This window comes from Peptoniphilus sp. DNF00840, assembly GCF_001553125.1.
In the GTDB taxonomy this organism is placed as follows: domain Bacteria; phylum Bacillota; class Clostridia; order Tissierellales; family Peptoniphilaceae; genus Peptoniphilus_A; species Peptoniphilus_A vaginalis.
Genome location: NZ_KQ960207.1, coordinates 1 through 22,321 on the forward strand (window position 1 = coordinate 1; position 22,321 = coordinate 22,321).

The 22,321-nt window shown below is 33.5% G+C and carries 24 protein-coding genes; 6 read left to right on the top strand and 18 right to left on the bottom strand.

Going from position 1 to position 22,321, the window contains the following annotated elements; genetic code table 11:
• Positions 1–579: 579 nt before the first annotated feature.
• Positions 580–1,653 carry a DNA adenine methylase gene (locus HMPREF1864_RS04155; RefSeq protein WP_062571586.1) on the top strand — a complete coding sequence of 358 codons (1,074 nt, stop codon included), beginning with the start codon at positions 580–582 and terminating at the stop codon, positions 1,651–1,653.
• A gap of 100 nt (positions 1,654–1,753) precedes the next feature.
• Here HMPREF1864_RS04155 and HMPREF1864_RS04160 read toward each other — a convergent pair whose 3' ends face one another.
• From HMPREF1864_RS04160 to HMPREF1864_RS04170, 3 genes are read right to left on the bottom strand one after another with little or no spacing between them, the layout of a single operon-like run.
• On the bottom strand, positions 1,754–2,485 hold the full coding sequence (locus HMPREF1864_RS04160; protein WP_062571587.1) for a DNA-methyltransferase: 732 nt from the start codon (positions 2,483–2,485) through the stop codon (positions 1,754–1,756).
• Complete coding sequence (locus HMPREF1864_RS04165) at positions 2,482–3,630, bottom strand: hypothetical protein (protein ID WP_197415056.1); 1,149 nt, start codon at positions 3,628–3,630, stop codon at positions 2,482–2,484. Before HMPREF1864_RS04165 ends, HMPREF1864_RS04160 begins: the two co-directional genes overlap by 4 nt.
• Positions 3,617–3,835 carry a helix-turn-helix domain-containing protein gene (locus HMPREF1864_RS04170; protein WP_231723500.1) on the bottom strand — a complete coding sequence of 73 codons (219 nt, stop codon included), beginning with the start codon at positions 3,833–3,835 and terminating at the stop codon, positions 3,617–3,619. Before HMPREF1864_RS04170 ends, HMPREF1864_RS04165 begins: the two co-directional genes overlap by 14 nt.
• Positions 3,836–4,515: 680 nt before the next feature.
• On the opposite strand from HMPREF1864_RS04170, the gene HMPREF1864_RS04175 reads away from it, so the two are divergent.
• The 3 genes from HMPREF1864_RS04175 to HMPREF1864_RS04185 are packed head-to-tail and all read left to right on the top strand — an operon-like array spanning position 4,516 to position 6,570.
• Positions 4,516–5,925 carry a Y-family DNA polymerase gene (locus HMPREF1864_RS04175; protein WP_062571589.1) on the top strand — a complete coding sequence of 470 codons (1,410 nt, stop codon included), beginning with the start codon at positions 4,516–4,518 and terminating at the stop codon, positions 5,923–5,925.
• Between the two features lie 19 nt (positions 5,926–5,944).
• Positions 5,945–6,289 (top strand): hypothetical protein, encoded by a 345-nt coding sequence (locus tag HMPREF1864_RS04180; protein WP_062571607.1) that lies wholly within the window; start codon positions 5,945–5,947, stop codon positions 6,287–6,289.
• Positions 6,286–6,570, top strand: a complete 285-nt coding sequence (locus tag HMPREF1864_RS04185; RefSeq protein ID WP_062571590.1) for a DUF5960 family protein — start codon at positions 6,286–6,288, stop codon at positions 6,568–6,570. Before HMPREF1864_RS04180 ends, HMPREF1864_RS04185 begins: the two co-directional genes overlap by 4 nt.
• Positions 6,571–6,791: 221 nt before the next feature.
• Here the strand turns inward: HMPREF1864_RS04185 and HMPREF1864_RS04190 are convergent, their stop codons facing one another.
• Complete coding sequence (locus HMPREF1864_RS04190; RefSeq protein WP_062571591.1) at positions 6,792–8,042, bottom strand: FprA family A-type flavoprotein; 1,251 nt, start codon at positions 8,040–8,042, stop codon at positions 6,792–6,794.
• Between the two features lie 13 nt (positions 8,043–8,055).
• Positions 8,056–9,993: an acyl-CoA dehydrogenase family protein gene (locus HMPREF1864_RS08375; RefSeq protein ID WP_082718911.1), complete on the bottom strand. Its 1,938-nt coding sequence runs from the start codon at positions 9,991–9,993 to the stop codon at positions 8,056–8,058.
• A gap of 310 nt (positions 9,994–10,303) precedes the next feature.
• On the opposite strand from HMPREF1864_RS08375, the gene HMPREF1864_RS04200 reads away from it, so the two are divergent.
• On the top strand, positions 10,304–10,885 hold the full coding sequence (locus HMPREF1864_RS04200; RefSeq protein WP_062571592.1) for a nitroreductase family protein: 582 nt from the start codon (positions 10,304–10,306) through the stop codon (positions 10,883–10,885).
• Positions 10,885–11,910 carry a PTS sugar transporter subunit IIC gene (locus tag HMPREF1864_RS04205; protein WP_062571593.1) on the top strand — a complete coding sequence of 342 codons (1,026 nt, stop codon included), beginning with the start codon at positions 10,885–10,887 and terminating at the stop codon, positions 11,908–11,910. The genes HMPREF1864_RS04200 and HMPREF1864_RS04205 overlap by 1 nt, the downstream gene beginning before the upstream one ends.
• A gap of 62 nt (positions 11,911–11,972) precedes the next feature.
• On the opposite strand, the gene HMPREF1864_RS04210 is transcribed toward HMPREF1864_RS04205, so the two are convergent.
• Genes HMPREF1864_RS04210 through acpP form a run of 13 tightly spaced genes read right to left on the bottom strand, consistent with a single transcriptional unit; the run spans position 11,973 to position 22,204 of the window.
• On the bottom strand, positions 11,973–12,449 hold the full coding sequence (locus HMPREF1864_RS04210; RefSeq protein ID WP_062571594.1) for a MarR family winged helix-turn-helix transcriptional regulator: 477 nt from the start codon (positions 12,447–12,449) through the stop codon (positions 11,973–11,975).
• A 9-nt stretch (positions 12,450–12,458) separates the two neighbouring features.
• A complete protein-coding gene (fabZ, locus tag HMPREF1864_RS04215) occupies positions 12,459–12,878 on the bottom strand; it encodes a 3-hydroxyacyl-ACP dehydratase FabZ (RefSeq protein WP_062571595.1) in 420 nt (139 codons plus the stop codon).
• A gap of 2 nt (positions 12,879–12,880) precedes the next feature.
• Entirely contained in the window at positions 12,881–14,098 is a 1,218-nt protein-coding gene (gene fabF / locus HMPREF1864_RS04220; RefSeq protein WP_062571596.1) for a beta-ketoacyl-ACP synthase II, read from the bottom strand.
• On the bottom strand, positions 14,095–14,823 hold the full coding sequence (gene fabG / locus HMPREF1864_RS04225; protein WP_062571597.1) for a 3-oxoacyl-[acyl-carrier-protein] reductase: 729 nt from the start codon (positions 14,821–14,823) through the stop codon (positions 14,095–14,097). Before fabG ends, fabF begins: the two co-directional genes overlap by 4 nt.
• Positions 14,820–15,716 carry an ACP S-malonyltransferase gene (locus HMPREF1864_RS04230; RefSeq protein WP_062571598.1) on the bottom strand — a complete coding sequence of 299 codons (897 nt, stop codon included), beginning with the start codon at positions 15,714–15,716 and terminating at the stop codon, positions 14,820–14,822. The genes fabG and HMPREF1864_RS04230 overlap by 4 nt, the downstream gene beginning before the upstream one ends.
• Positions 15,713–16,735 (bottom strand): NAD(P)H-dependent flavin oxidoreductase, encoded by a 1,023-nt coding sequence (locus tag HMPREF1864_RS04235; RefSeq protein WP_062571599.1) that lies wholly within the window; start codon positions 16,733–16,735, stop codon positions 15,713–15,715. The genes HMPREF1864_RS04230 and HMPREF1864_RS04235 overlap by 4 nt, the downstream gene beginning before the upstream one ends.
• Positions 16,713–17,642, bottom strand: coding sequence for an NAD(P)H-dependent flavin oxidoreductase (locus tag HMPREF1864_RS04240; protein WP_062571600.1), 930 nt, complete (start codon positions 17,640–17,642; stop codon positions 16,713–16,715). The genes HMPREF1864_RS04235 and HMPREF1864_RS04240 overlap by 23 nt, the downstream gene beginning before the upstream one ends.
• Position 17,643: 1 nt before the next feature.
• A complete protein-coding gene (locus tag HMPREF1864_RS04245) occupies positions 17,644–18,537 on the bottom strand; it encodes a 3-oxoacyl-ACP synthase III family protein (protein ID WP_062571601.1) in 894 nt (297 codons plus the stop codon).
• The gene (gene accA, locus HMPREF1864_RS04250) at positions 18,537–19,304 is read right to left on the bottom strand and encodes an acetyl-CoA carboxylase carboxyltransferase subunit alpha (RefSeq protein ID WP_062571602.1); all 768 of its coding nucleotides are present in this window, start codon (positions 19,302–19,304) and stop codon (positions 18,537–18,539) included. Before accA ends, HMPREF1864_RS04245 begins: the two co-directional genes overlap by 1 nt.
• Positions 19,291–20,151, bottom strand: a complete 861-nt coding sequence (locus HMPREF1864_RS04255; protein WP_062571603.1) for an acetyl-CoA carboxylase carboxyltransferase subunit beta — start codon at positions 20,149–20,151, stop codon at positions 19,291–19,293. The genes accA and HMPREF1864_RS04255 overlap by 14 nt, the downstream gene beginning before the upstream one ends.
• A complete protein-coding gene (locus tag HMPREF1864_RS04260) occupies positions 20,141–21,520 on the bottom strand; it encodes an acetyl-CoA carboxylase biotin carboxylase subunit (RefSeq protein ID WP_062571604.1) in 1,380 nt (459 codons plus the stop codon). The genes HMPREF1864_RS04255 and HMPREF1864_RS04260 overlap by 11 nt, the downstream gene beginning before the upstream one ends.
• Positions 21,517–21,981 carry an acetyl-CoA carboxylase biotin carboxyl carrier protein gene (gene accB, locus HMPREF1864_RS04265; RefSeq protein WP_062571605.1) on the bottom strand — a complete coding sequence of 155 codons (465 nt, stop codon included), beginning with the start codon at positions 21,979–21,981 and terminating at the stop codon, positions 21,517–21,519. The genes HMPREF1864_RS04260 and accB overlap by 4 nt, the downstream gene beginning before the upstream one ends.
• Before the next feature lies 1 nt (position 21,982).
• Positions 21,983–22,204, bottom strand: coding sequence for an acyl carrier protein (gene acpP, locus HMPREF1864_RS04270; RefSeq protein WP_005958178.1), 222 nt, complete (start codon positions 22,202–22,204; stop codon positions 21,983–21,985).
• Positions 22,205–22,321 lie beyond the last annotated feature (117 nt).

Consider the following 22,321-nt stretch of genomic DNA (forward strand, 5'->3'; position numbering starts at 1 on the left):
GTGTCGCATTTAATTTTACAACTTATTAATTAAATTCCTTTTTCATAGTAGCCACCTCCAAGATTTAATTTACTACATTATAGCATAAAAAACTCGAGTCTAGCCCGAGCTTATAAATTAATTATCATTAGAATCTTTTTCTTTTCTTCCTCTTTTTAACATAAATTGTAATACCCAAAATAATAAAAATTATAAGAAGAGAAAAAGCAATATAACTTCCTATGTAATCTTTTATTCAATTATGAGAAGATTTTTTCGAGCTTGTTTTTATACAATCAGAAAAAACAAGATCTTGAAACAAATAATATTATTTGTTTTCTTAGTTGTTCATCTTTATTTTTTTATTAGAGTACTTTCGTTTAATATTCTAAAATATTTTCCATTAATTGATAATAATTCGTAGTCCAAAAAGTTTATATGGGAACTTCTGTAATAGTTTATTATCTTACTATGCACACTGTATTTATAACATCTAATTACTTTTATTAAATCTTTAAGTATGAATACCATATACAATTTAACGTTGACTTTGAGTAACAATTATGTTATGTTAATCATATCTTAGGGAGGTGATTTATATTGAAACCAATAATAAAATGGCCAGGTGGCAAATCTAGAGAATTTGATAAAATTGAGGATTTAATTCCACAATATTCAAGATACATTGAACCTTTCTTTGGTGGCGGAGCAGTTTTTTTTGAATTAATGCCTTTTAAAGCAAAAATCAATGACATTTCTTCTTCTTTGATGTGTTTCTATGAACTTGTTAGAGATCAAAATGAAGAATTTAAAAATATATTATCAGAATATGATAGTTCATTCCAATCTCTACTTAGTACATGTGATTTATATGGCGATAAAATTCTTGAAGCTTATTTAGATTATGATAATAAATCAACTGATATTATTAAATTTATAATTTCAAAGACAGAGTTATCGAAGAAGCTTGTTTTTGATTTAGATTCCTATACAAAAATAATAATTGATAGTGTATTAGATAAATTTAAAAGAACTAAACAAAATAATTTAAAGAGAAAATTTAGTGATAAAGATTTATTAGAAAATTTAATTACAGGATTCACAAGTGGATTTTATTTGCATTTTAGGAATATATATAATGATATAAACTTAAATAAATTAGACATCTCTAAAGAATTTGAAATTGCAAACTTTTACTTCATTAGAGAATACTGCTATGGATCAATGTTTAGATATAATAAAAAAGGTGAATTTAATATACCTTATGGTGGTATGAGTTATAATAGAAAACAATTTACAAAAAAAATTGATTCTCTTTTTAATGCAGAAACTAGAAATATATTTAAAAACACCGAAATATACAATTTAGATTTTGAAATTTTTTTAGATAAAATAAAATTAAAAAATGATGATTTTATATTTTTAGATCCTCCGTATGATACTGACTTTTCTGATTATGAGGGTAAATCCTTTGATTTAGATGACCATGTAAGATTATGTAATTATTTAAAAAAAGTTCCATCAAAATTCATTTTGATAATTAAAAACACAGACTTTATATATAATTTATATAAATCTGATTTTAATATTTTGTCTTTTGAAAAAAATTATACCTATAATGTTAGGAGCAGAAATGAAAGAAGTGTAACTCATTTAATTATAAAGAATTTCTAATAATATTGTGCTTTTAATTTTTAATAGAGTACCTCCTGGTTAAAATACAGCAAATTAAGCAAGATGTACTCTATTGTTATATAAAATTATTACATAACCTCTATAGATTCCTATTCGAATATTCTAATTTTTTTATGTATTCCATAATTCTATTTTCTGCTGCATAAAAAAATTCTTTATCTATTTCTACGCCTATAAACTTCCTCTTTGTTTCTATTGCGGCGACACATGTTGTTCCTACCCCCATAAAAGGATCATAAACAATATCACCTTCATTACTTCCTATAGTCATTAAATGTTTAATCAATTTTAATGGTTTCTGAGCAGGATGTTTTGGGTTTTTAAGCCTTTCTTGCCCCATACATATAGGACTCTCAAAAAAATTATGCATATCTTTTTGATTTGTAAAATTCCACTTATGTCCTTTATTCCACAAACAAATAATCATCTCACAACTATTTAAAAATCCATTTTTATATATTTTTGGCATTGGATTTGTTTTGTGCCAAATAAAAAATTGAAATGTATCGAATTCTTTATCGAATGCTTCATGCCATTTACCAATTAAATTATAACTAGTAAATATAAAAATATTACCTTCTGGTTTAAGCACTCTTTTGAATTCATCTACAAATTCAAATGGATTAATTTCCTTATGATCCCATACACCCAAATCATTATTAACCTCTGATCTATTCGGTAATTTAATGTTTCCTCTTGAATATTGTGATATATTGTATGGAGGATCTGTTAAGATTAAATCTATTGAATGATTTGGTAAAGTGCGTATATGATTTAAACAATCGTCATTAAGTATTCTACCGTATCTCATTCCAGAGCACTCCTTATCATAGACTTAATTCTTTCATTTAAATCTATTTCCTCTAAAGCGATTTTATAAAGTTCTGTAAATCTTTTATAACTAATTCCTTTAGGCAAAATTTTATTCCATAAATCTTTTCCTATCAAAAACATTTCTGGGTAAGCCATGTGTTTCTTTACAGCTCCTGTCCACGTATTACCTTCACCATCTTTATTATAAAGTGTTGCAAAATATACTTTTGCATTTTCCACATTCACGCCCGTATAAATTGATAGTAATTTTTCTATATTTGACGGTGCATTAGAACTATCCAAATCACCTCCTGCTTTTAACTCAAGAATATTCCAATCTTCACCATCATAAAAAGCTAAGTCTACAGGTTTGATTTTTATTTCATCTATTTTATATTCTTGTCCTATTGGTATTAATTCTTTAATACTTTCTTGAGTAACTCCACTTCCTTTCCTGTTTTTTCCTCTTCCAGTTGCGATGTTACTAGCTCTAAATTTTGCAATCTCTCCTTTTAAAGTTCCATGGTCTAAGTCTATATCGGTTACAATAATCTGACCATTTACAACTTCCGCTTGAATATTGTGTTCTAGACCTCTAGGGTTAATAATTGAAGGTACATTTTTTTCTCCATACCTTACTCTTGCTACCCTCTCTGCTACTCTCTCTATTGCAAAACCACTTTTCGATTCAAAGCTACTTACAAACACCATAGTAGCAGTAACAAGTTCATCAAGTTGTGATAGTAAAAAATTGTACCTTTTCTTATTATAGTTGAGAATAAAATCGTCCTCTATAGTATCTATTAGTCTTGAAAACTCAGCAAAGACTATATCTTTAACAATTATCTCCATTTCATTTAAACTTTCTATTTTATCAGATACTTTTAAATTATCATCATCAACTATGTCAAGATTTTCAATTGCTTGTTCATCAAAGTCATTATCTACCAATGTCTCTTTTTCTTTATTTTTTTCATCGTTTTTTCTAATAGCTTCATTTTGTTTAATTATCTTGATTTCATCATTTGCATCATTTACATCATTTACATCATTTACATCATTTACATATATTTTATCTTCTTTTTTTAAATTTCTAACTTCATCAATTTTATTTAATTTATAATTTTCTTTATCTTTTCTCATTTTCTACTCCTTCAAATAATTCAGATATAGACATTTCAAATCCATTTGCAATCTTTTCAATGTTTCTTAATGAAATATTCCTATTGCCCGCTTCAACTGAAGCTAAATAAGTTCTATCCATATTGATTTTTAGTGCTAATTTTTCTTGACTGAGACCTCTGTTTTTTCTTAAATCTTTTACTCTTTCCCCAAATTCCTCTAACAAATAGATCGCCACCTTTTCTCAATTATTTATATAACATCCTATATTTTTTGTTGCGTATTAGTCAACGGATTATTAGTAACAATGGTTTGTTTTTTCTAATTTAAAATCTTTTGAAATAATTTAAATATTACTTAATTTAAATTTCTCTTTATATTTTTTTTCTTTAAAAATCTTCTATTTTCATGAGATATACACGAATCATATAATTAGATTCTTTCTCAGTAATAAAATAGTCTCATTCTCCATGTCTTATCGTGAATCTAATAAAGCTGATTATCTTTTCTGTTCTTTCTCAAGTCAAATTAGGACTTTTTAAAGTTATTGTAGTTTTTTTTATGTTTATTCATACTTTTTTTAATATCTTTACACTTATATAATTTCATTATTACCATAAATAGAGTAATTTTTTGGACATTCCCATCTTCTTGTCTTTTTCATTTTTTACCTTATTTATTATTTATTTATTCAATTATAATATTTCCTGAACTTGTGTTTTAAGGTCATTTGTTCTAAAATGTATTTAACCAAAACTATTGTTTAAATATGTATTCGTTATTGTTTAATATGCGACTAAAATTTTTATTGCTATTTAATTATTTTTATTTAAGTGCTTGCTGATTAAATAAATTTACCTACATAATTTTTAATTTTATTTTAATGGTTTTACTTCGAGGTGGCTTATGACTTTTATTGATTATTCTTTGGAACCTAAATCTGATATTGCTTTTGTGGACATAAAGTCTTTTTATGCCAGTGTTGAGTGCGTCAAGAGGAACTTGGACCCTCTCTCTACTTGTCTTTGTGTTATGAGTAGGTCCAGCAATTCCAATGGCCTCATACTTGCGAGCTCTCCTACCTTTAAACGTGTTTATGGCAAAAATAATGTTGGCAGGGCTGGCGAGCTTCCCTTTGATATTGACACTAGAAAGTTTAGTTTTGAGAAGGCAAGGAGACAAAATATTGAGATTACGAAGTCTTATATTGATTTTATCGAGAGCTGGGCAGAGAAAACTTTTATTGTCCCTCCAAGGATGGCTCTATACATTGAGGAGAACTTAAAGGTTCAAAAAGTTTTCCAAAATTATGCTCCTAGGGAGGACATCCTTCCCTACTCTATTGATGAGGGTTTTATTGATCTCACTAATTCTCTAAATTATTTTGTCCCCGGCAAAAATATTTCAAGACGGGAAAAGTTGGACCTTATTTCTTCTATGATCCAGAGGGAGATTTGGGAGACTGCTGGCCTTTATTCTACTGTGGGCATGAGCAATGCCAATCCTCTTCTTGCTAAGCTTGCTCTTGATAATGAGGCAAAGAAGACTAGGACTATGCGTGCTAACTGGTCTTATGAGGATGTGGAGTCCAAGGTCTGGGCTATTAATGATTTAAGTGACTTTTGGGGAATTGGGTCTAGGCTCAAGAGAAGGCTAAATGCTATGTCGATTTACACTGTTCGTGATCTTGCAAATTATGATCCTGATGTCTTGAAAAAAGTTTTTGGTGTCATGGGTCTTCAGCTCTGGTTTCACGCCAATGGTGTTGATGAGTCTAAGGTATCAAGGCCCTATAAGTCTAAATCCAAGGGGCTTGGCAACTCTCAAGTCCTCCCTCGTGATTACAAGTCACAAGATGAAATTGAAATTGTCTTATCTGAAATTGCCGAGCAAGTTGCTGTTAGGATTAGACGTATTAGGAAGAAGGCTTCTGTTGTCGCCATTTACGTTGGCTTTTCTCACACAGAGAACAAGAAGTCTATTAATGCTAGGCGAACTATTAGGCCTAGTCAATCTACTAGGGTCTTGCAGGATGAAGTTCTAAATCTTTTTAGGGAAAGGTATGAGGGCGGTGCTGTGAGAAATCTTGCCGTTACTTATGACAATTTAGTGGACCAGTCTTCTACTGTTTTCGATTTTTTTGATGATGTTAGAGCTATTGAAAGAGAAGAAAATCTCGACCACGCAATTGATGAAATCAGAGACAGGTTTGGCTTCACTTCTCTACAGAGAGCGACTTCTCTCATGGAAGGGTCTAGGGTAATTGAAAGGAGCAATTTAATTGGTGGTCACTGCGGTGGCATGGATGGTTTATAGTGATTTAGGAGGTGTCTTTATGGTTAACAGATCTTATTTGCCCTTTAAGTCTGCTAGGGAATATATGGACAGGGGGATGGCAAAGTGGATGGGATTTTTTATCTCGGAACACACTACTGCCCTCTCCCACATGGGCGACTTCATAGATTTTTCTTCTCAAATGTCTAATGAGGAGATAGTCCTTTTGATTAGTCAAGTTTATGTAAATAGTCTTGAGGTCTTGGTCTTTACAAGTTACAGGCAAGATCCCTACCTTGGGGTAATCAAGGAAATTTTTGATGGAAGTATTTATTTAAGTGGAGAAGAACCTCTCAACATTGTTTTTGAGGATATTATTAAAATTGTTTTAGCGGAGGACCTATGAAGGACTTGGAAAAAAATTCTATTCAATTTGATTATTTTTCTATTAACTACAAAATTTTTGAGGAGACTTTTTACGAGTTTTCAAATGTTAATATCCCCTTGATTTTTTTGACCGAGGACCTACTTCTTCATATGTTTGCCACAGGTCACTCCTACTTCCTCCTCAACTCTATAAATTCTGCAGACGCTAGGGACCATTATTTTATTTTTAAAAAAGTTGCAAGTTCAGAAAATAATTTTATCAGCCAGTTTGAATACTTGGGGCAAGTTTCTCCTCTTTGATTTAAAACTAAGTTTTATACGAAGGGATAAGTATTCAGCCTAGGCTGATTTTTTTATTTTAATTTTTTATTTGTATTTACTTTTTCATTTTGTATCTGTTTCTTAGTTTTTTTATATTTGTAGTTTAACAAATTTTCATTCAAAAAAATCTCACAAAAAAAGAAGCTATATCAAGTGATATAGCCTCTCTCTATATTTTTAAAACAAATATATTTTCAAGTTTACTTTTGTTCAGCTGATTTGGCTTTAATTTCTCTAATCTTTTCCATAGATTCGATAATAGAACCTGCAAGAGCTTCCATGTCGTTTTCGTTAGCTTCGTTTAGAGATGTATTGATTGTAACTCTTTCTGGAAGAACATCAAATAGTTTTAGATTTTCATCTATATAGTTTTCAATCTTATCGCCAACTGTACAAGCCCAAGTACCATTTTCAATGATACCAACTGTTCTGTTTTGAACGTTTAGTGCTTCTAGATCGTGTAAGAAGTTTTTCATCTTAGGATAGATTCCTAGATTGTAAGTTACAGATGCTATGACAAGGTGAGAGTATTGGAATGTTTTTGCTATTAGGTAGGATATATCTGTCTTAGAAACATCATATACTTCTACTTTTTTAACTCCTCTTTCAACTAGGCTGTTAGCAAAAGCTTGTGCAGCTCTTTCTGTATTTCCATACATTGATGCATAAACTATTAGTACGCCCTCTTCTTCTGGTTCATATCTTGACCATTTGTCATACTTGTCTAGGATAAATCCAAAGTTATCTCTCCAAACAAGTCCGTGAAGTGGGCAGATATATTTAACTTGTGGAAGAAGTGGTGCAGCCTTTTTGAGAACGTCTTGGATAAATGGTCCATATTTTCCTACGATGTTAGTAAGGTATCTTCTAGCTTCATCAAGCCAATCTCTTTCCCAATCAACTTCATCTGCAAATAATTTACCATCCATAGACTTAAAGGAACCAAATCCGTCTGCTGAGAACAATACTCCATCTGTTACGTCAAGAGACATAATAACTTCTGGCCAGTGAACCATTGGAGCTTCAATGAAAGCAAATGTATGCTTACCAAAGGAAATTGTATCTCCTTCTTCAACTATTATTAGTTGGTTTTCTGGAATGTGATATCCCATTTGTCTCATAAATTGGAAACCTTGTTCACTTGATATAATTCTAATATCAGGCCATCTTATACATATTTCTTCAATAGCTCCACAGTGGTCAGGTTCCATGTGGTGGATTAGCATATAATCAAGGCTACGTCCATCTAATATATTTTCAATGCTTTGTATATAATCTCTTGCAATTGACCAATCAACTGAATCTACAAGAACTGTCTTTTCGTCCATCAAAAGGTATGAATTGTAAGAAACTCCATCTGGAATAGGGAACATATTCTCAAAAAGTTCAAGTCTTTTATCATTTCCCCCTACAAAATATAAATCATCTGTTATCTTTCTATTATTTAACATTTAAAGAGCCTCCTTACTTTCTATCAGCAGTGAAATCTTCTTCAATGAAGTTTTGCTTTTCTTCTTGACATTCTGGACAAGTCCAATCTTCTGGTAATTTTTCGAAATCTGTACCTGGATCGATTTCTCCTTCTGGGTCTCCGTAGTTTGGATCATATTCATATCCACAACCTGGACATACCATAACTTTATAATTTGGAGCTAACTTTCTAGGTTTAGACCTTCTAACTTTAACCATTGTAGGTGCTGGCTCTTTCTTACCAGTTCCAAGAGCTTCAGCAAGAAGTGGCATAATTTCGAATATATCTCCAACTATACCGTAGTCACAGTTCTTAAAGATTGGAGCACCTGCGTTTTTATTGATAGCAACAATTGTTGATGCGTTCTTAATACCCTTTAAGTGTTGGCTGGCTCCTGAGATACCACATGCAATATATAGGTTGCCATTGAATTTTTGTCCTGACATACCAACGTATCTTTCAAGTGGAAGAAGTTTTAGAGTTTCTGCAACTGGTCTTGAAGAACCAAGTGCTGCACCTGCTGCGTGAGCAAGTTCTCTAGCCATATCCATATTTTCTTCTCCACCTATTGCCTTACCTACTGAAACAACTCTTTCAGCTTCGTAAACAGGAGTATTAATATCAATACCTACAGAGAAGTCATATCCATCTTTCTTAAGGTTTTTAACTAATATATCAACAGCTTCTTTTGCTGTGTCTGCTTTTATAATTTCTCTTTTTCTTTCTCCAGTGATAGGGCCAGCTTTTTTATCTAGTACAGCAGCTCTACCTTTTTTCTTTGGAGCCTTACCAATAAGGTGACTTGCAACTACAACTCTTTGGATTTCAGAAGTACCTTCATAGATTGTTGTAATCTTAGCATCTCTGAAGAATCTTTCTACGTCCATACCCTTTAGGTATCCATTACCACCGTGGATTTGAAGAGCTTCGTTAACAACCCACATAGCAACTTCAGATGCAACTGTCTTAGCCATTGCAGCTTCCATTGAATAGTTTTCGTGATTTTGTTTCATTTCGGCAGCTGAATAGATCATAAGTCTTGCAGCTCTAATCTTTGTAGCCATATCTGCAATCTTAAATGCAACTGCTTGTTGTTGAGCAATTGGTCTACCAAATTGAATTCTTTCTTTTGCATAAGCAAGTGCAGCTTCAAAAGCACCTTGTGCAATACCTAGTGCTTGAGATGCGATACCAATTCTACCACCATCAAGTGTTTGCATTGCAATTCTAAATCCTTGACCTTCTTTACCAAGTAAGTTTTCCTTTGGAACCTTAACATTGTTAAATTGAAGTTCAGCAGTAGTTGAAGATCTAATACCTAACTTGTCATAGTGATCTCCAAATGTGAATCCTTCCCATCCCTTTTCTACTATGAAAGCAGAAATTCCGTGTGTACCGATTCCTGGTGTAGTTACTGCATATACAACATAAGTGTCAGCAGCTGGAGCGTTTGTGATGAAGATTTTATTACCATTTAAGATGTAATAGTCTCCATCAAGAACTGCAGTAGTTTCTGTACCACCTGCATCAGAACCAGCATTTGGTTCAGTTAATCCAAAGGCACCAAGTTTTTTACCTTGAGCAAGAGGTTTTAAGTATTTTTCCTTTTGTTCTTTAGTACCGAAAGCTTGAATTGGATAAGAGCCTAGTGAAGTGTGAGCTGATAATACAACACCAACACCTGCGTCTACTCTTGAAAGTTCTTCTACAGCTATGGCGTAAGAGATAACATCTTTACCTGCTCCGCCTTCTTCTTTTGGATATGGAAGACCCATCCAACCGTTTTCGCCAATCTTCTTAATAATTTCTTCTGGAAATTGATTGTTTTGATCAAGTCCAAAAGATAATGGCTTGATTTCTGCTTCTGCGAATTCTCTGATAGCCTTACGAAGGGCTTCATGTTCTGCAGTTGTCTTGTACATATTTGACATATTTTCCTCCTTTTAAGATTAAAGATAATTAAAGTATTTGTTACTTTAAAAAGTTAAAAACAAAAGATACACCAATACGGTATACATTAACTAAAGTATACAACATCTTTAATAAAGTGTCAAAACATTTTCACAATATTTTTAAAAATTTTTAAAGATATTTTTGTGTTGGCTATCTTTGCTTTTTTTTCACTCGCATTTATACCCCAATTTAAAAAATTTACCATCTATTAATCTACTAATTGCTTAATTCTTTTTTTGTTGTAAAATATAAAACTAAAAGAAGTTATTTGTTGAAATTGGAGGAATTATGAAATTAGAAAAGTTATTAGAGTGGAGAAGATCTTACAGAAAGTTTGATGAAGATAAAGAAATATCTAAGGAAGACATTGATGGGATCTTATCTTCTATTAAGTTTACTTCTTGTGCAAACAACAGACAGTTTCTCAGATTCATTTCTGTTGAGAGCAAGGAAAAAGTTTTAGAAATTTTTGAAAATACAAGATGGGCTGCCTCTCTTCCTAATGGTCTTGGCAGACCTAAAGAAGGCGAAAGACCAGTTTATTTTATTGCCATCTTAAGTGACAAGGAGAGAAAATTAAAGTTTGACGGAGTTGACCAAGGACTTGTGATTTCTAATTTAACTCTTGCTGCTGCTGAAAGAGGAATTGGGTCTTGTATAATTGGAAGTGTCACTGATGATAAGATGCGTGAAATTTTATCTTATGATGAAAGATACACTTGCAACATCCTTATTGCCTTTGGCTATCCAAAGATAAAGTCTTCTATAAAACAAATTGCTTTAGAAGAAGATCAATCTTATTACTTAGATGATGATGGGAACTATGTAGTTCCAAAATATAAAATAGATGAAATTGTAAGGAGATTATAATGAGTACAAGTGAAAAAAGTTTTTCTGATTTTATAAAGAGAAAGGCAAAATTATATTTTATTGATGCCCTTGGTGCTATGGCCTTTGGACTTTTTGCAACTCTCTTAGTTGGTACAATATTAAATACTCTTGGTAAGTCATTTAATATTGCATTTTTGACAGATGTCCTTTGGCCCCTAGCTCAAAAGGCAACGGGACCTGCCATTGCAGTTGCCATTGCCACAGCTATGGCTGCTCCTAGTCTTGTTGTCTATGCGGCAACTGTTGTTGGAATTGCCGGTAATGAACTTGGCGGTCCCATGGGGGTTTATATTGCAACTATAATTGCTGTTGAATTTGGAAAGCTTGTGAGCAGAAGAACAAAAATCGACATAATAGTTACTCCTGCTATCACAGTTTTAAGTGGAGTCTTTGTTGCAAACTTTGTTGGTCCTATTATTGGCAACTTTATGAACTTACTTGGTGCAATTATTATTAACGCTACAGATAAGGCTCCCTTCTTTATGGGAATAATTGTCTCAGTTGTTGTGGGGATCGTCTTGACGCTTCCTATTTCATCAGCTGCCCTCTCAATGATGCTTTCACTTTCATCCCTTGCTGGTGGAGCTGCAACTATTGGCTGTTGCTGTCAAATGGTTGGCTTCGCAGTTATGTCCTATCGTGACAATAAGATTGAAGGTCTTGTAGCTCAAGGTCTTGGCACTTCCATGCTACAAATGCCAAACATTGTGAGAAAACCTCTAATAATTATACCGCCAATACTTTCATCGGCAATCCTGGGACCAGTATCAACAATGGTCTTTAAACTTGAAAATACTCCACTAGGTTCTGGTATGGGAACCAGTGGACTTGTGGGACAAATTTCAACCTTTGCTGCCATGCCTGATGTCCCTTTCACTAAACTTTTGGGAATAGTTTTACTAATGCACATAATCTTGCCTGGCCTTGTGACCTTTTTGATTTATGAAGTTCTCTACAGGAAGGGTTTAATTCAAGATGGCGATATGAAACTTTACTTTAAATAAATTAAGACGGGCACAAATACATGCCCGTCTTTTTTAGTGTTCGAATTTTTTAAATTATTATATCAAAGCTTTTCATTTTTTCTTTCATTAATAAAATTTGTAACTTCTGGCATAAGTTCACTGCTCATTATATCCAGAATATTTTCAAGAGTTTCTATGTCTTTCTTATCCACTCTTTCTCTTAGTCTATCTAAGACTACTTTTACATAAGATGTTTTCATACTATAGTATTCATAAAATTTATCTGTGCATTCAAGAAAGTACTCTCTTCGATCCTCTTGGGATTGAACTTTTCTAAGATAACCCTTCTTTATTAAAGCTGTTAACTTATAGGCAATATTTGGATGTGACCATTCAAGAAAGTCTGTTACGTCACTTACTCTAGGTCTATTTAATGCGTGTATTACTTCCATTGTGAAAGTTTCTGTTGCTGTTAATGTTGCCTCCCTATCTTCTAGCTTAGCAAACATATTTTTGTACAAGTTCAACTTAAATTTATCGTAGACTTCGTTAAATTTTTCTTCCAAATTATTGTCCATACTATCCTCCTATTGTAGTGCAAAGGATACTTCACAGGTCATAATTTTTTCTCCCCTTCTTGAAATATAACCCTCTGCAATACCAAGATTTTTTATTAATTTTATCATTTTACAATTTATTTCTAAATAGTCTCCTGGTCTAACTGGTTTATAAAAGCGTGCTCGCTTCACTCCTCCAAGTATGGCAAGCCTGCCTGGGTTTTCTTTTAATAAGGCAACGGCACCAACTTGTGCAACAGCTTCTATTTGAAGAACTCCTGGCATAATAGCTTCCTTTGGAAAATGTCCTTGAAAATAATATTCACCACCGGATACAGCTTTTATTCCCTTTGCGTATTTATTATTATCTATTTCTACAATCTTGTCAACAAGTATAAAGGGGTAGGAATGAGGTAAAATTTTTCTTAATTCATCAAAGCTTATTTCCATAATCAGTACCTCTTAAAAATTAGGCAAGCGTTGTGTCCACCAAAACCTAAGGAATTTTTTAAAAAATAATTTATTTTGTAGTCTTCAGCCTTAAGTGCAAAGTTGAGATCACATTCTTCATCTTTGTTTTTATAATTTATTAATGGTGGCAAAAAGTTTTCATTCATTGCAAGTATAGATAGTATTGACTCAACAACTCCTGATCCACCTAAGAGGTGACCCATTTGAGATTTTGATGAAGAAACCTTGACCCTCTTGCTTCCAAAAATACTTTTTATTGCTAGGCTTTCAAGCTTATCATTTAAGTTTGTTGATGTCCCATGTGCATTCACATAATCAATTTCACTTGGACTTATACCTGCATCTTTAATTGCGTAGTCCATGGCCTCTCTTGCAAACTTTCCGCTTGGGGATGGAGATGTTATGTGATATGCGTCACAGTTAACTCCGTAGCCAACAATTTCTGCTATTATATTTGCTCCCCTCTTTAGGGCAGACTCCAAACTTTCTAAAACTAAAATGCCTGCTCCCTCTCCCATTACAAAACCATTTCTATCCTTGTCAAAGGGGATTGAAGCCCTGTTTTTGTCCTTGGAGTTACTTAAGGCTTTCATAGAAGTAAAACCACCAATGCCAAGATAGGTTATTGATGCTTCACTTCCACCAGCAAAAATTATTTCCTCATAACCATTTTTTATCGCCCTGTAGGCTTCTCCTATTGCATTAGTTGATGAGGCACAGGCTGTCACCATTGAAAGGCAAGCTCCATGAGCTCCCATATCTATGGCAACATTAGCCCCTACGGAATTTATTATTGCCTTTGGAATAAAGTATGGGCTTAGCTTATCAAAACTTCTTTTCATACCCCTCTGATAGTCTTCTTCAATAGTTCTAAGGCCACCTATACCTGATGTTATATAAACACCAACTCTTCTATTTTCTATTTCTTCTCTCGAAATCTTTGCATCTTCCATTGCCCTTCTAGCTGCTAGTAGTGCATATTGATTTACCCTGTCTAGCCTATTTAATTCTTTTCTTGAAAACTCTTTCTCTTCATCATAGTCTTTGACTTCAGCTGCAAGAGTAACTTCTCTATCATCTATTGGGTACCTGCTTATCTCATCAATGGCACATTTTTCTTCACGCATTGCCTTAATTAATTCTTCCCTTGTGGAACCAAGAGGTGTCAATGCCCCAAAACCTGTTACAACAACTCTCATATATTCATGCCTCCATCAACAGAGATTACCTGTCCTGTTATGTAAGAAGAGTCCTCTCCTGCAAGAAAACTAACCACATTAGCTACGTCCTTAGCAAGTCCATATCTCTTCATTGGTATGTCACTAAGAATTTGTTTTTTAACTTCATCTGATAAAGCCTCTGTCATTTCTGTTTCTATAAATCCTGGGGCAACTGCATTCACTAAAACATTTTTTGAAGCCACTTCCTTGGCAAGTGCTTTTGTAAAACCAATCACACCTGCCTTTGATGCACTGTAATTTGTTTGACCTGCATTTCCTCTTATCCCACTAATAGATGAAATATTAATTATTCTTCCGCCCTTGTTCTTCATCATCTGCCTTGCAAATAATTTTGAGAGATAAAAAACAGAATAGAGATTAGTTTCTATAACTTTCTTAAAGTCCTCTTCCTTCATCCTAAAAATTAAATTGTCTCTTGTCATTCCTGCGTTATTAACAAGGACTTCAACCTCTATATTTTTTTCACGGCACAAGTTAAAAATTTTTTCACAATCTTCTTGCTTTGATAGGTCACCCTTCACGCAAATAGCCTCTGTATCCAACTCATCTTTTAATTCATTTATTTTATCTTCTCGACTTCTTGTGTGGAGGATTAACTTGTAATCTCCTGCAAGTCTTCTTGCTATTTCCCTTCCAATTCCACCACTAGCACCTGTTATCAGTGCATACTTTTTATTACTCATTTCTCACCTCGTATAATTTCCTCTTCATTCTTCAGAGACCTAACTTTAAGGTCTTTAAAGTTTTTCCTAATTATTTTTGAAATAACATCTCCTGGTCCAATCTCTATAAATTCACTTACTCCCTGGTCGACCATACTCTTTATATCATCAAAAAGTCTAACAGGATTATAAATATGTTGAGACAAGACAAGACTCAAGTCTTCTCCTTCATATTTTTTTCCACTTAAATTCAAATAATAGTCCAGCCTTGGTTGGGAGAACTTGACTTTGTTTAAGTCTTGATAAAATTTTTCTCCAGCAGTTTTCATAAATTTTGTGTGGAAGGCCCCGCTAACTTTCATCTCAATATTTGTTACTTTTTCATTTTTCAAAAATTCCTTAAAAATATTTATCTTGCTAGACTCTCCTGCCACAACAACTTGCCTTGGACTATTTATATTGGAAATAAAAATTTCCTTATCTAGTGATGAATTTAAAATAAGGTCTTTAACTTCATCTTCATTTTTATTTAAAATTGCCAGCATTTTGCTTTCTAACTTTTGACTGTCATCATCCATTAGTCTTCCCCTAGTTTTCACAAGTGAAAGAGCTTCTTTATAGGTGAGTACATCTGCAAGAACTAAGCTTCCATACTCTCCAAGACTAAGTCCACAAGTAGCGGCAATATCTTCCCTCTCTTTTAAAAATTCAAGGGCAGAAATCTGAAAGGCTAACATTATTGGTTGAAGGTTTTTTGTCCTAGAAAGGTCACTTAAACTTCCATCTAAAATAATATCTTTATACTCATCAATTTCTTCATAAATATATTTGGTCTTTGGGTGCTTTAAAAAGTCTCTGCCCATTCCTTGGTATTGAGATCCTTGCCCACCAAAAACTATTCCTATCTTTTTCATTCTTCCTCCAGTAACCAGTCTATGTATTCATCAAGAGCCCTAATTTTTTCAATCTTTTCAACATCTGTGCCTGCAAAGAAAAGTCCTGAATCAAGATTTCCTCTTACAGCATTAATAAGTGCTTCACTTATGCAGTATTTGGTGTCTTTTCTTTTACAAGTTCTTATGCAAGAAAGGCAGTGACTTGGAGGGATGTTTTCTGTTTCCATCTTCTTTACAAGTTTAGTTTCCATTCCTCTCGCTAAAAGACCAACTGGACTTTCCAAGATAAGATTTTTCATCTTTGATGACTTTACTCTCTTTAAGATTTCTTCTTTAGCTGATATTGGAAGTCCAGATTCTTTTGTAAATAAAAATCCTGTCCCGATTTGTACTCCACTTGCACCACGATCTAAGGCTTCCTTTACTTTTTCTGGTCTACCAAGACCTCCACCAACAAAGACTGGTATATCATCACTAATTTTTAAAATTTTTTCTAGTTCATCTAAAATATTTATTTCTAAATCTTCTCTTTTAAATCCAAGGTGACCACCTGCTTTTGGTCCTTCTAAGATTACTAAATCTGGCCTTCTATTGTACTTGTCCCACCTTTTCATAATTAGCCTCAAGGCCCTCTCTGAAGATACGATGGGTCCAATTATCTTTTCCTTGGATATGTGTTTTGGCAGGTCTAGGGGAAGGCCAGCACCTACAACTATGCCATCAACATCTGTTGTGTTTAAAAAATCTAAATATTCTTCAAATTTTTCCACCACCTGCATTAGGTTAGTAAGTATAATTCCTCTCCCTTGAGATTTTTCTTTCGCAAATTTTAAATCTTTTATATAGGCTCTCTTATTTGCTTCAAAGGTGTTTTTCAAAAAATCTTTTTCCTTATAACCAGGATTGACCATGGAGAGGGTGCCTATGCCCCCACGTCTTGCCACTCCTCCAACAAGGTCAGGACTTGACATACCAATTGCCATTGCCCCTTGGACAAGTGGAATGTCAATGGACTTATTTTTTATTCTTATAGACATCTTTAACCTCATGGTATTCTCTCATTAGCTTTTCTATAAAGTCTTTTACGCTAACAATTCTGTCAAAGGATCCAATTGATAGACCAGTCATGACAGACCCATTTTCTACATCCCCATTGACTACTGCCCTTTTAAGTCTGCCAAGGGTAAAGCCTTCAAGTTCCATCAAGGAATTTTCTCTCTCTAACTTTTGGTATTCTCTAGTCATCTTATTTTTAATTAGTCGCATTGGTATCCCCTTTAGGTTTCCAATAACAGTTACCTTTGAGGAGTTGGACTTCAATAAAAGATTTTTATAATTTTCATGAAGGGGACATTCTTTTGTAAATAAGAAACCAGTCCCAATTTGTACTCCACTTGCACCTAAGACTTCTGCTGCAAAAATTTCTTTACCTGATGCAATTCCACCGGCTCCTATAATTTTTTTATCAGTTTCTTTTGAAGCTTGTGGCAATAAAGTCATAGTTGTCATTTGACCAATATGACCACCTGCTTCCATACCTTCAGCTATATAGGCATCAGGTTCTAATGCTTCGTACCTTTTTATTTGTACTGGAGAAGATATAAGGGGAATAACTTTTACATTTTTTCTTTTAAAATCATCTGCAAACTTTTTATAGGTTCCTGCCCCCACAGTTATTACCTTTACATCCTCTTCTAAAATTACCTTGACCAAGTCATCAATGTCTGGCCTAAGCATCATCAAGTTAACACCAAAGGGCTTATCTGTTTCTCTTCTAAGAGCTTTAATATTTTCTCTTAGTTCATCCTTGTCCATACCACCAGAACCTATTATTCCTAAGGCTCCAGCTTTTGATACAGCTGCAGCAAATTCTCCCTTGGCTATGTGTGCCATTCCACCCTGTATAATTGGATAGTCTATATTAAGTAAATCTTTTAAATCCATATCACCACTCCATTAAGATACTTGCAAGTGAAAGTCCTGCCCCAAATCCAGATAAAATGACTTTCTCCTTATCTTTAAATAAATCAATATTTTCTGCAATCACAAGGGGAATTGATGCAGCAGAAGTATTTCCATATTTTTCTAAATTCTTTAGAGAATTATTTTCGTTTATTCCCAGTCTACCTATAAGCTGATTAATAATTCTTTCATTGGCTTGATGCAATATTAATTTATCTACATCTTCTCCCCTTAAATTATTTTTATTTAAAAGTCTTCTTATAGAATTTGAAACCTCTTCCACTGCAAACCTATAAACCTTTTTGCCATCCATTGTAATAAAAGAATTTTCATCCAAGTTCAAGGTGTCTTCATGGGGAAATGAGGCAATATCAGTTTCCCAAAGTTTATCCTTCTTCTCTACCAAGACTCCTCCAGCTCCATCTCCAAAAAGTATGGCTGTCCTCCTGTCTGTCATATCCATATAGTCAGAAATTTTTTCACTTGCAAAAATAAAAGCCCTTCTCCCCATCTTGAGATAGGACTCTGCAATAATTAAGCCCGCAGCAAAACCAGTGCAGGCTAGGTTTATGTCAAGACATAGACAGTGTTTGTTTCCTCCAAGTTCATCTCTTACTAAACTTGATATAGATGGCATCCTTTTTTTTGATGTGAAGGAGGCACAGATAATTAAATCTAAGTCTTGCATTGGATTTTTAAATTTTTTGGCTAGGTCCAATGCCATAAGATCATTTCCACATTTAGAAAATTGTCTGGTAAATATTCCCGTTCTCTTTTCAATCCACTCTGAACTTGTATCAAGAAATTTTTCAAAGTAAGAATTATCTAAGAAGTCATCAATATCAAACTTGTGAGCTTCTATAAACTTTAAACCCATTAAACACCTATCCTTCTAAATTTTTCATGTCTATCTTTAAGAATCTTATCCGAAGAAAGTTTTGAATAGTATTTCAAGTCTTCAAGAATTGTCTTTTTAAGATTAGAAATTTTAATTTTGTTGTCAACTTCTTCCACTATTCCATCAATAATCTTATCTTCGTATAAATCCTTAGCAGTTAATCTCATTAAATCAGCAGCTTCTCTTGCCCTAGACTTATTTTTGTATAAAATTGAAGAAAAACCTTCTGGAGAAAGAATTGAAAACACAGCTCCCTCTCCCATATAAATTTTATTGGCAAGGGCAAGTGCCAGGGCACCGCCAGACCCACCTTCACCTATAATAAAGGCAAGGCTTGGAACCCTTAGACCTGCCATCGTCATCAAACAATCAGCTATTAATTGGTGTTGACCTCTTTCTTCTGCTTCAACGCCAGGATAGGCTCCAGGTGTGTCAATAAAAGTCACAAGAGGTCTTTTAAATTTTTCTGCAGCCTTCATAAGTCTAATTGCCTTCCTATAAGCATGAGGCTCTGGCATGCCAAAATTTGTTTTTATGGCTTCTTCTATCTCGTGACCCTTTTGAATACCTATAAAGGTCAAAGTATATTTATCAAGTTCACCAATGCCACCTATTATAGCTTGTGAATCTCCAAAAGCCCTGTCGCCCTTAACATAAAAGTAATCGTCAAATAAGTTCTCGATTATTTCTTTCGAATTACTTCTGTCCTTTGACCTGGCATTTACAACTTTTTCATAAGCGTCCATACTTCCTCCTATGCATCCTCAAAATTTTGCCAAGGACTTCTCTTTGATCCTTTCTTTCTAGGATCATGTCAAGAAAACCATACTCTTCTAATTTCTCTGCCCTTTGAAAGTTTTCAGGCAAGCTTTCATGAAGAGTTTCTTTTATTACTCTTGGTCCAGCAAAACCTATTAAGGCACCAGGCTCGCCAATATTATAATCACCTTGAGCCGCAAAGCTTGCACTTACACCACCCATTGTTGGATTTGTTAAAAGACTTATGTAGAGTCCGCCCTTTTCTTTAAAAGAAGCCAAGGCAGAACTTATCTTTGCCATTTGCATAAGAGAAAACATTCCTTCTTGCATCCTTGCCCCACCACTAAGGGAAATTATAATAATTGGCAGCTTATATTTTTCAGCTTCTTCAATCATCCTTGTTATTTCTTCGCCAACATAGGTCCCAAGACTTCCCATCATATATTGGTCAATTAGAGAAGCAACCATTACAGGATTGCCCAAGATTTTTCCCCTTGCAAGCTTTACTGCTTCAGACTTTTTGTCTTCATCCTTCTTTCTATAATCAGGAAAGTTTATAGGATTTAATTTTTTTGTTCCAAAATCAATAAGCCTATAACCCTTATCTAGTAGGAGGTCAAACCTATCCTCGCCTGTTAGTGGTAAGTAAGAAGAGCAGTGAGGACAAATAAATAAATTATTTTTTAAGTCATCAGAATAAATAAATTTCCCACAAGCCTTGCATAAAATTCTATCCTGATTATTTCTTTTAAAGGATGAATTTTTTGTGAGCTTACTTAAATTTTTTATAGTGTTTAACAAGATTTTTCTTTTCTTAAAATCTTTAAGTGACATTATCCCTCACCTCTTTCATTCTTTTTAAGAGACCAGTTTCTTTTTCCTTTACAAAATTAGTGCTTATATTGCCCCTTATAAAATCTAGGTCAAATAAAATGGAATACATAAAACCTAAATTAGTCTCAATTCCATCTATCATAGTTTCTTCTATAGCTCTTCTAATTTTTTTAATTGCATAAAGTCTCCTGTGATCCTTAACAATGATTTTTCCAATCATCGAATCATAATAAATAGGAATTTCCAATCCCTTGTAGATTGCAGACTCAAATCTTGTGTCCATTCCCCCAGGTGTAAATAAAAAATTTATCTTGCCACTTGATGGAGCAAAGTCTTTCATTGGATCAACTGCATTTATCCTAACTTCTATTGCGTGGCCTGAAACTTTTACATCATCTTGACTAATAGATAGGCCAAGACCAGAAGCAATCCTAAATTGTTCCTTAATTATGTCAAGTCCTGTTATCATTTCTGTCACAGCATGCTCCACTTGAAGCCTAGTGTTCATTTCACAAAAATAAAAATTTTCATCCTTATCAACTAAGAACTCAACAGTACCTGCACCAAGATAGCCAGTGGCTCTGACACAATCAAGGCTGGCCTTGTAAAGTTTTTCCTTTAATTCATCTGAAATGAAATTGCAGGGAGCTTCTTCAAGAATTTTTTGATTATTTCTTTGCAAACTGCACTCTCTTTCATATAAGTGAAGGCCCTTATTTCCATCAGACAAAACTTGGACTTCAATGTGCCTTGGGTTTTCAATAAATTTTTCTATAAATATTCTCTCATCCCCAAAGGATGCCTTGGCTTCAGCCTTAGACAAGTCAATCTTGTGAAAGAGATCTTCAGGAGAATCAACCCTTCTCATTCCCTTACCTCCACCACCAGACCTTGCTTTTAAAATTATTGGGTATCCTATTTTGGCACAAATTTCTAAGATTTCTTCCTCTGATTCGCCATCAAGAGAGTGTGCTTTCGCCACAGGAACCTTTATATCCTCCATAAGATTTTTTGCTTGAATTTTATCTCCCATAAGTTTTATAAGATTTGGGCTGGGACCAATAAAAATAATTCCAGCATCACAAACTTTTTTTGCAAATTCATAAGACTCGGACAAGAAACCATAACCAGGATGAATTGCATCGCAGCCCTTCTCTATAGCACAAGTAATTATGGCATCCATGTTCAAGTAAGTATCCTTTGAAAACTTATCGCCTATGCAAACTGCTTCGTCAGCTATATAAATATAGGATTGGTAAGCATCTGCTTTCGAATAAATAACCAGAGTCTCAATGCCAAGTTCCTTTGCACTTCTTAAAATCGAAAGAGCACATTCGCCACGATTGGCAATTAAAACTTTCTTAATCATATTTGCTCCAACTTAAAGATTTCTTGATCATATTCAACAAAGTCCTCGTTCTTCACAAGGCAAGCAATAACTTTGCAATCATAGGGTGCCTTTAGCTCATTCATCATCTTCATTGCCTCAATTATGCAAAGAGTAGCCCCCTTCTTAACTTGGTCTCCCACTTTTACAAAGGCTTCAGAGTCAGGACTTTTTGAAGAGTAAAAGACTCCTAAAATTGGAGTCCTTAATGTTTTTATATTTTTATTAGCTTCAACTTCTTCTTTCTTATCAAAGTCAGAAACATTTACTGAAGCTTTATCAAGTTCTCTAGTAACTTCTCTTTCAGATATAAGATTCTTCTCTATAGGTTTATTCTTTTTAAGCATCAAAGAAAAATTTTCCATTTTAAATTCTAATATCTCTAAAGAAGAATTTTCTAAAGAAGAAATAAGCTTGTTTGTAAGATCTAAATATTTTTCCATTTTATTTATTTAAAAAATTTATCAAATCTTCAACTGTTATGAATTTTTGAAATTCTTCATCTGGTATCTCTTTTCCGGTTTCTTCTTCAATTGCCATAGAAAGTTCAACTGCATCAAGAGAATCAAGACCAAGATCATCTTGTAAGTTTGACTCCATTTTGATTTCCTCTTTCTTTACACCAAAGTTATTTGCAATAATATTCTTTAAATTTTCTAAATTCATTTTTCTCCTCCATTAGTTAAGTTTTTTTATGTAATAAATTTTATAGGATTGCTTTCACTTTGTCAATTACTTAATTTTTTTTATATGATGAATTGCAAATAATATTGCGACACCTAA

What these genes read in the sequence shown, in the direction of transcription:
- HMPREF1864_RS04185 (WP_062571590.1), top strand. Translation starts at nt 6,286, where the DNA reads ATGAAGGACTTGGAAAAAAATTCTATTCAATTTGATTATTTTTCTATT.
- HMPREF1864_RS04165 (WP_197415056.1), bottom strand. Translation starts at nt 3,630, where the DNA reads ATGAGAAAAGATAAAGAAAATTATAAATTAAATAAAATTGATGAAGTT.
- HMPREF1864_RS04255 (WP_062571603.1), bottom strand. Translation starts at nt 20,151, where the DNA reads ATGTCACTTAAAGATTTTAAGAAAAGAAAAATCTTGTTAAACACTATA.
- HMPREF1864_RS04175 (WP_062571589.1), top strand. Translation starts at nt 4,516, where the DNA reads ATGACTTTTATTGATTATTCTTTGGAACCTAAATCTGATATTGCTTTT.
- HMPREF1864_RS04180 (WP_062571607.1), top strand. Translation starts at nt 5,945, where the DNA reads ATGGTTAACAGATCTTATTTGCCCTTTAAGTCTGCTAGGGAATATATG.
- HMPREF1864_RS04245 (WP_062571601.1), bottom strand. Translation starts at nt 18,537, where the DNA reads ATGGGTTTAAAGTTTATAGAAGCTCACAAGTTTGATATTGATGACTTC.
- HMPREF1864_RS04260 (WP_062571604.1), bottom strand. Translation starts at nt 21,520, where the DNA reads ATGATTAAGAAAGTTTTAATTGCCAATCGTGGCGAATGTGCTCTTTCG.
- fabF (WP_062571596.1), bottom strand. Translation starts at nt 14,098, where the DNA reads ATGAGAGTTGTTGTAACAGGTTTTGGGGCATTGACACCTCTTGGTTCC.
- HMPREF1864_RS04205 (WP_062571593.1), top strand. Translation starts at nt 10,885, where the DNA reads ATGAGTACAAGTGAAAAAAGTTTTTCTGATTTTATAAAGAGAAAGGCA.
- HMPREF1864_RS04160 (WP_062571587.1), bottom strand. Translation starts at nt 2,485, where the DNA reads ATGAGATACGGTAGAATACTTAATGACGATTGTTTAAATCATATACGC.
- HMPREF1864_RS04235 (WP_062571599.1), bottom strand. Translation starts at nt 16,735, where the DNA reads ATGTCTATAAGAATAAAAAATAAGTCCATTGACATTCCACTTGTCCAA.
- HMPREF1864_RS04200 (WP_062571592.1), top strand. Translation starts at nt 10,304, where the DNA reads ATGAAATTAGAAAAGTTATTAGAGTGGAGAAGATCTTACAGAAAGTTT.
- HMPREF1864_RS04210 (WP_062571594.1), bottom strand. Translation starts at nt 12,449, where the DNA reads ATGGACAATAATTTGGAAGAAAAATTTAACGAAGTCTACGATAAATTT.
- accB (WP_062571605.1), bottom strand. Translation starts at nt 21,981, where the DNA reads ATGGAAAAATATTTAGATCTTACAAACAAGCTTATTTCTTCTTTAGAA.
- HMPREF1864_RS04230 (WP_062571598.1), bottom strand. Translation starts at nt 15,716, where the DNA reads ATGAAAAAGATAGGAATAGTTTTTGGTGGGCAAGGATCTCAATACCAA.
- acpP (WP_005958178.1), bottom strand. Translation starts at nt 22,204, where the DNA reads ATGAATTTAGAAAATTTAAAGAATATTATTGCAAATAACTTTGGTGTA.
- fabZ (WP_062571595.1), bottom strand. Translation starts at nt 12,878, where the DNA reads ATGGAAATAAGCTTTGATGAATTAAGAAAAATTTTACCTCATTCCTAC.
- HMPREF1864_RS08375 (WP_082718911.1), bottom strand. Translation starts at nt 9,993, where the DNA reads ATGTCAAATATGTACAAGACAACTGCAGAACATGAAGCCCTTCGTAAG.
- accA (WP_062571602.1), bottom strand. Translation starts at nt 19,304, where the DNA reads ATGGACGCTTATGAAAAAGTTGTAAATGCCAGGTCAAAGGACAGAAGT.
- HMPREF1864_RS04240 (WP_062571600.1), bottom strand. Translation starts at nt 17,642, where the DNA reads ATGGATTTAAAAGATTTACTTAATATAGACTATCCAATTATACAGGGT.
- fabG (WP_062571597.1), bottom strand. Translation starts at nt 14,823, where the DNA reads ATGAGTAATAAAAAGTATGCACTGATAACAGGTGCTAGTGGTGGAATT.
- HMPREF1864_RS04190 (WP_062571591.1), bottom strand. Translation starts at nt 8,042, where the DNA reads ATGTTAAATAATAGAAAGATAACAGATGATTTATATTTTGTAGGGGGA.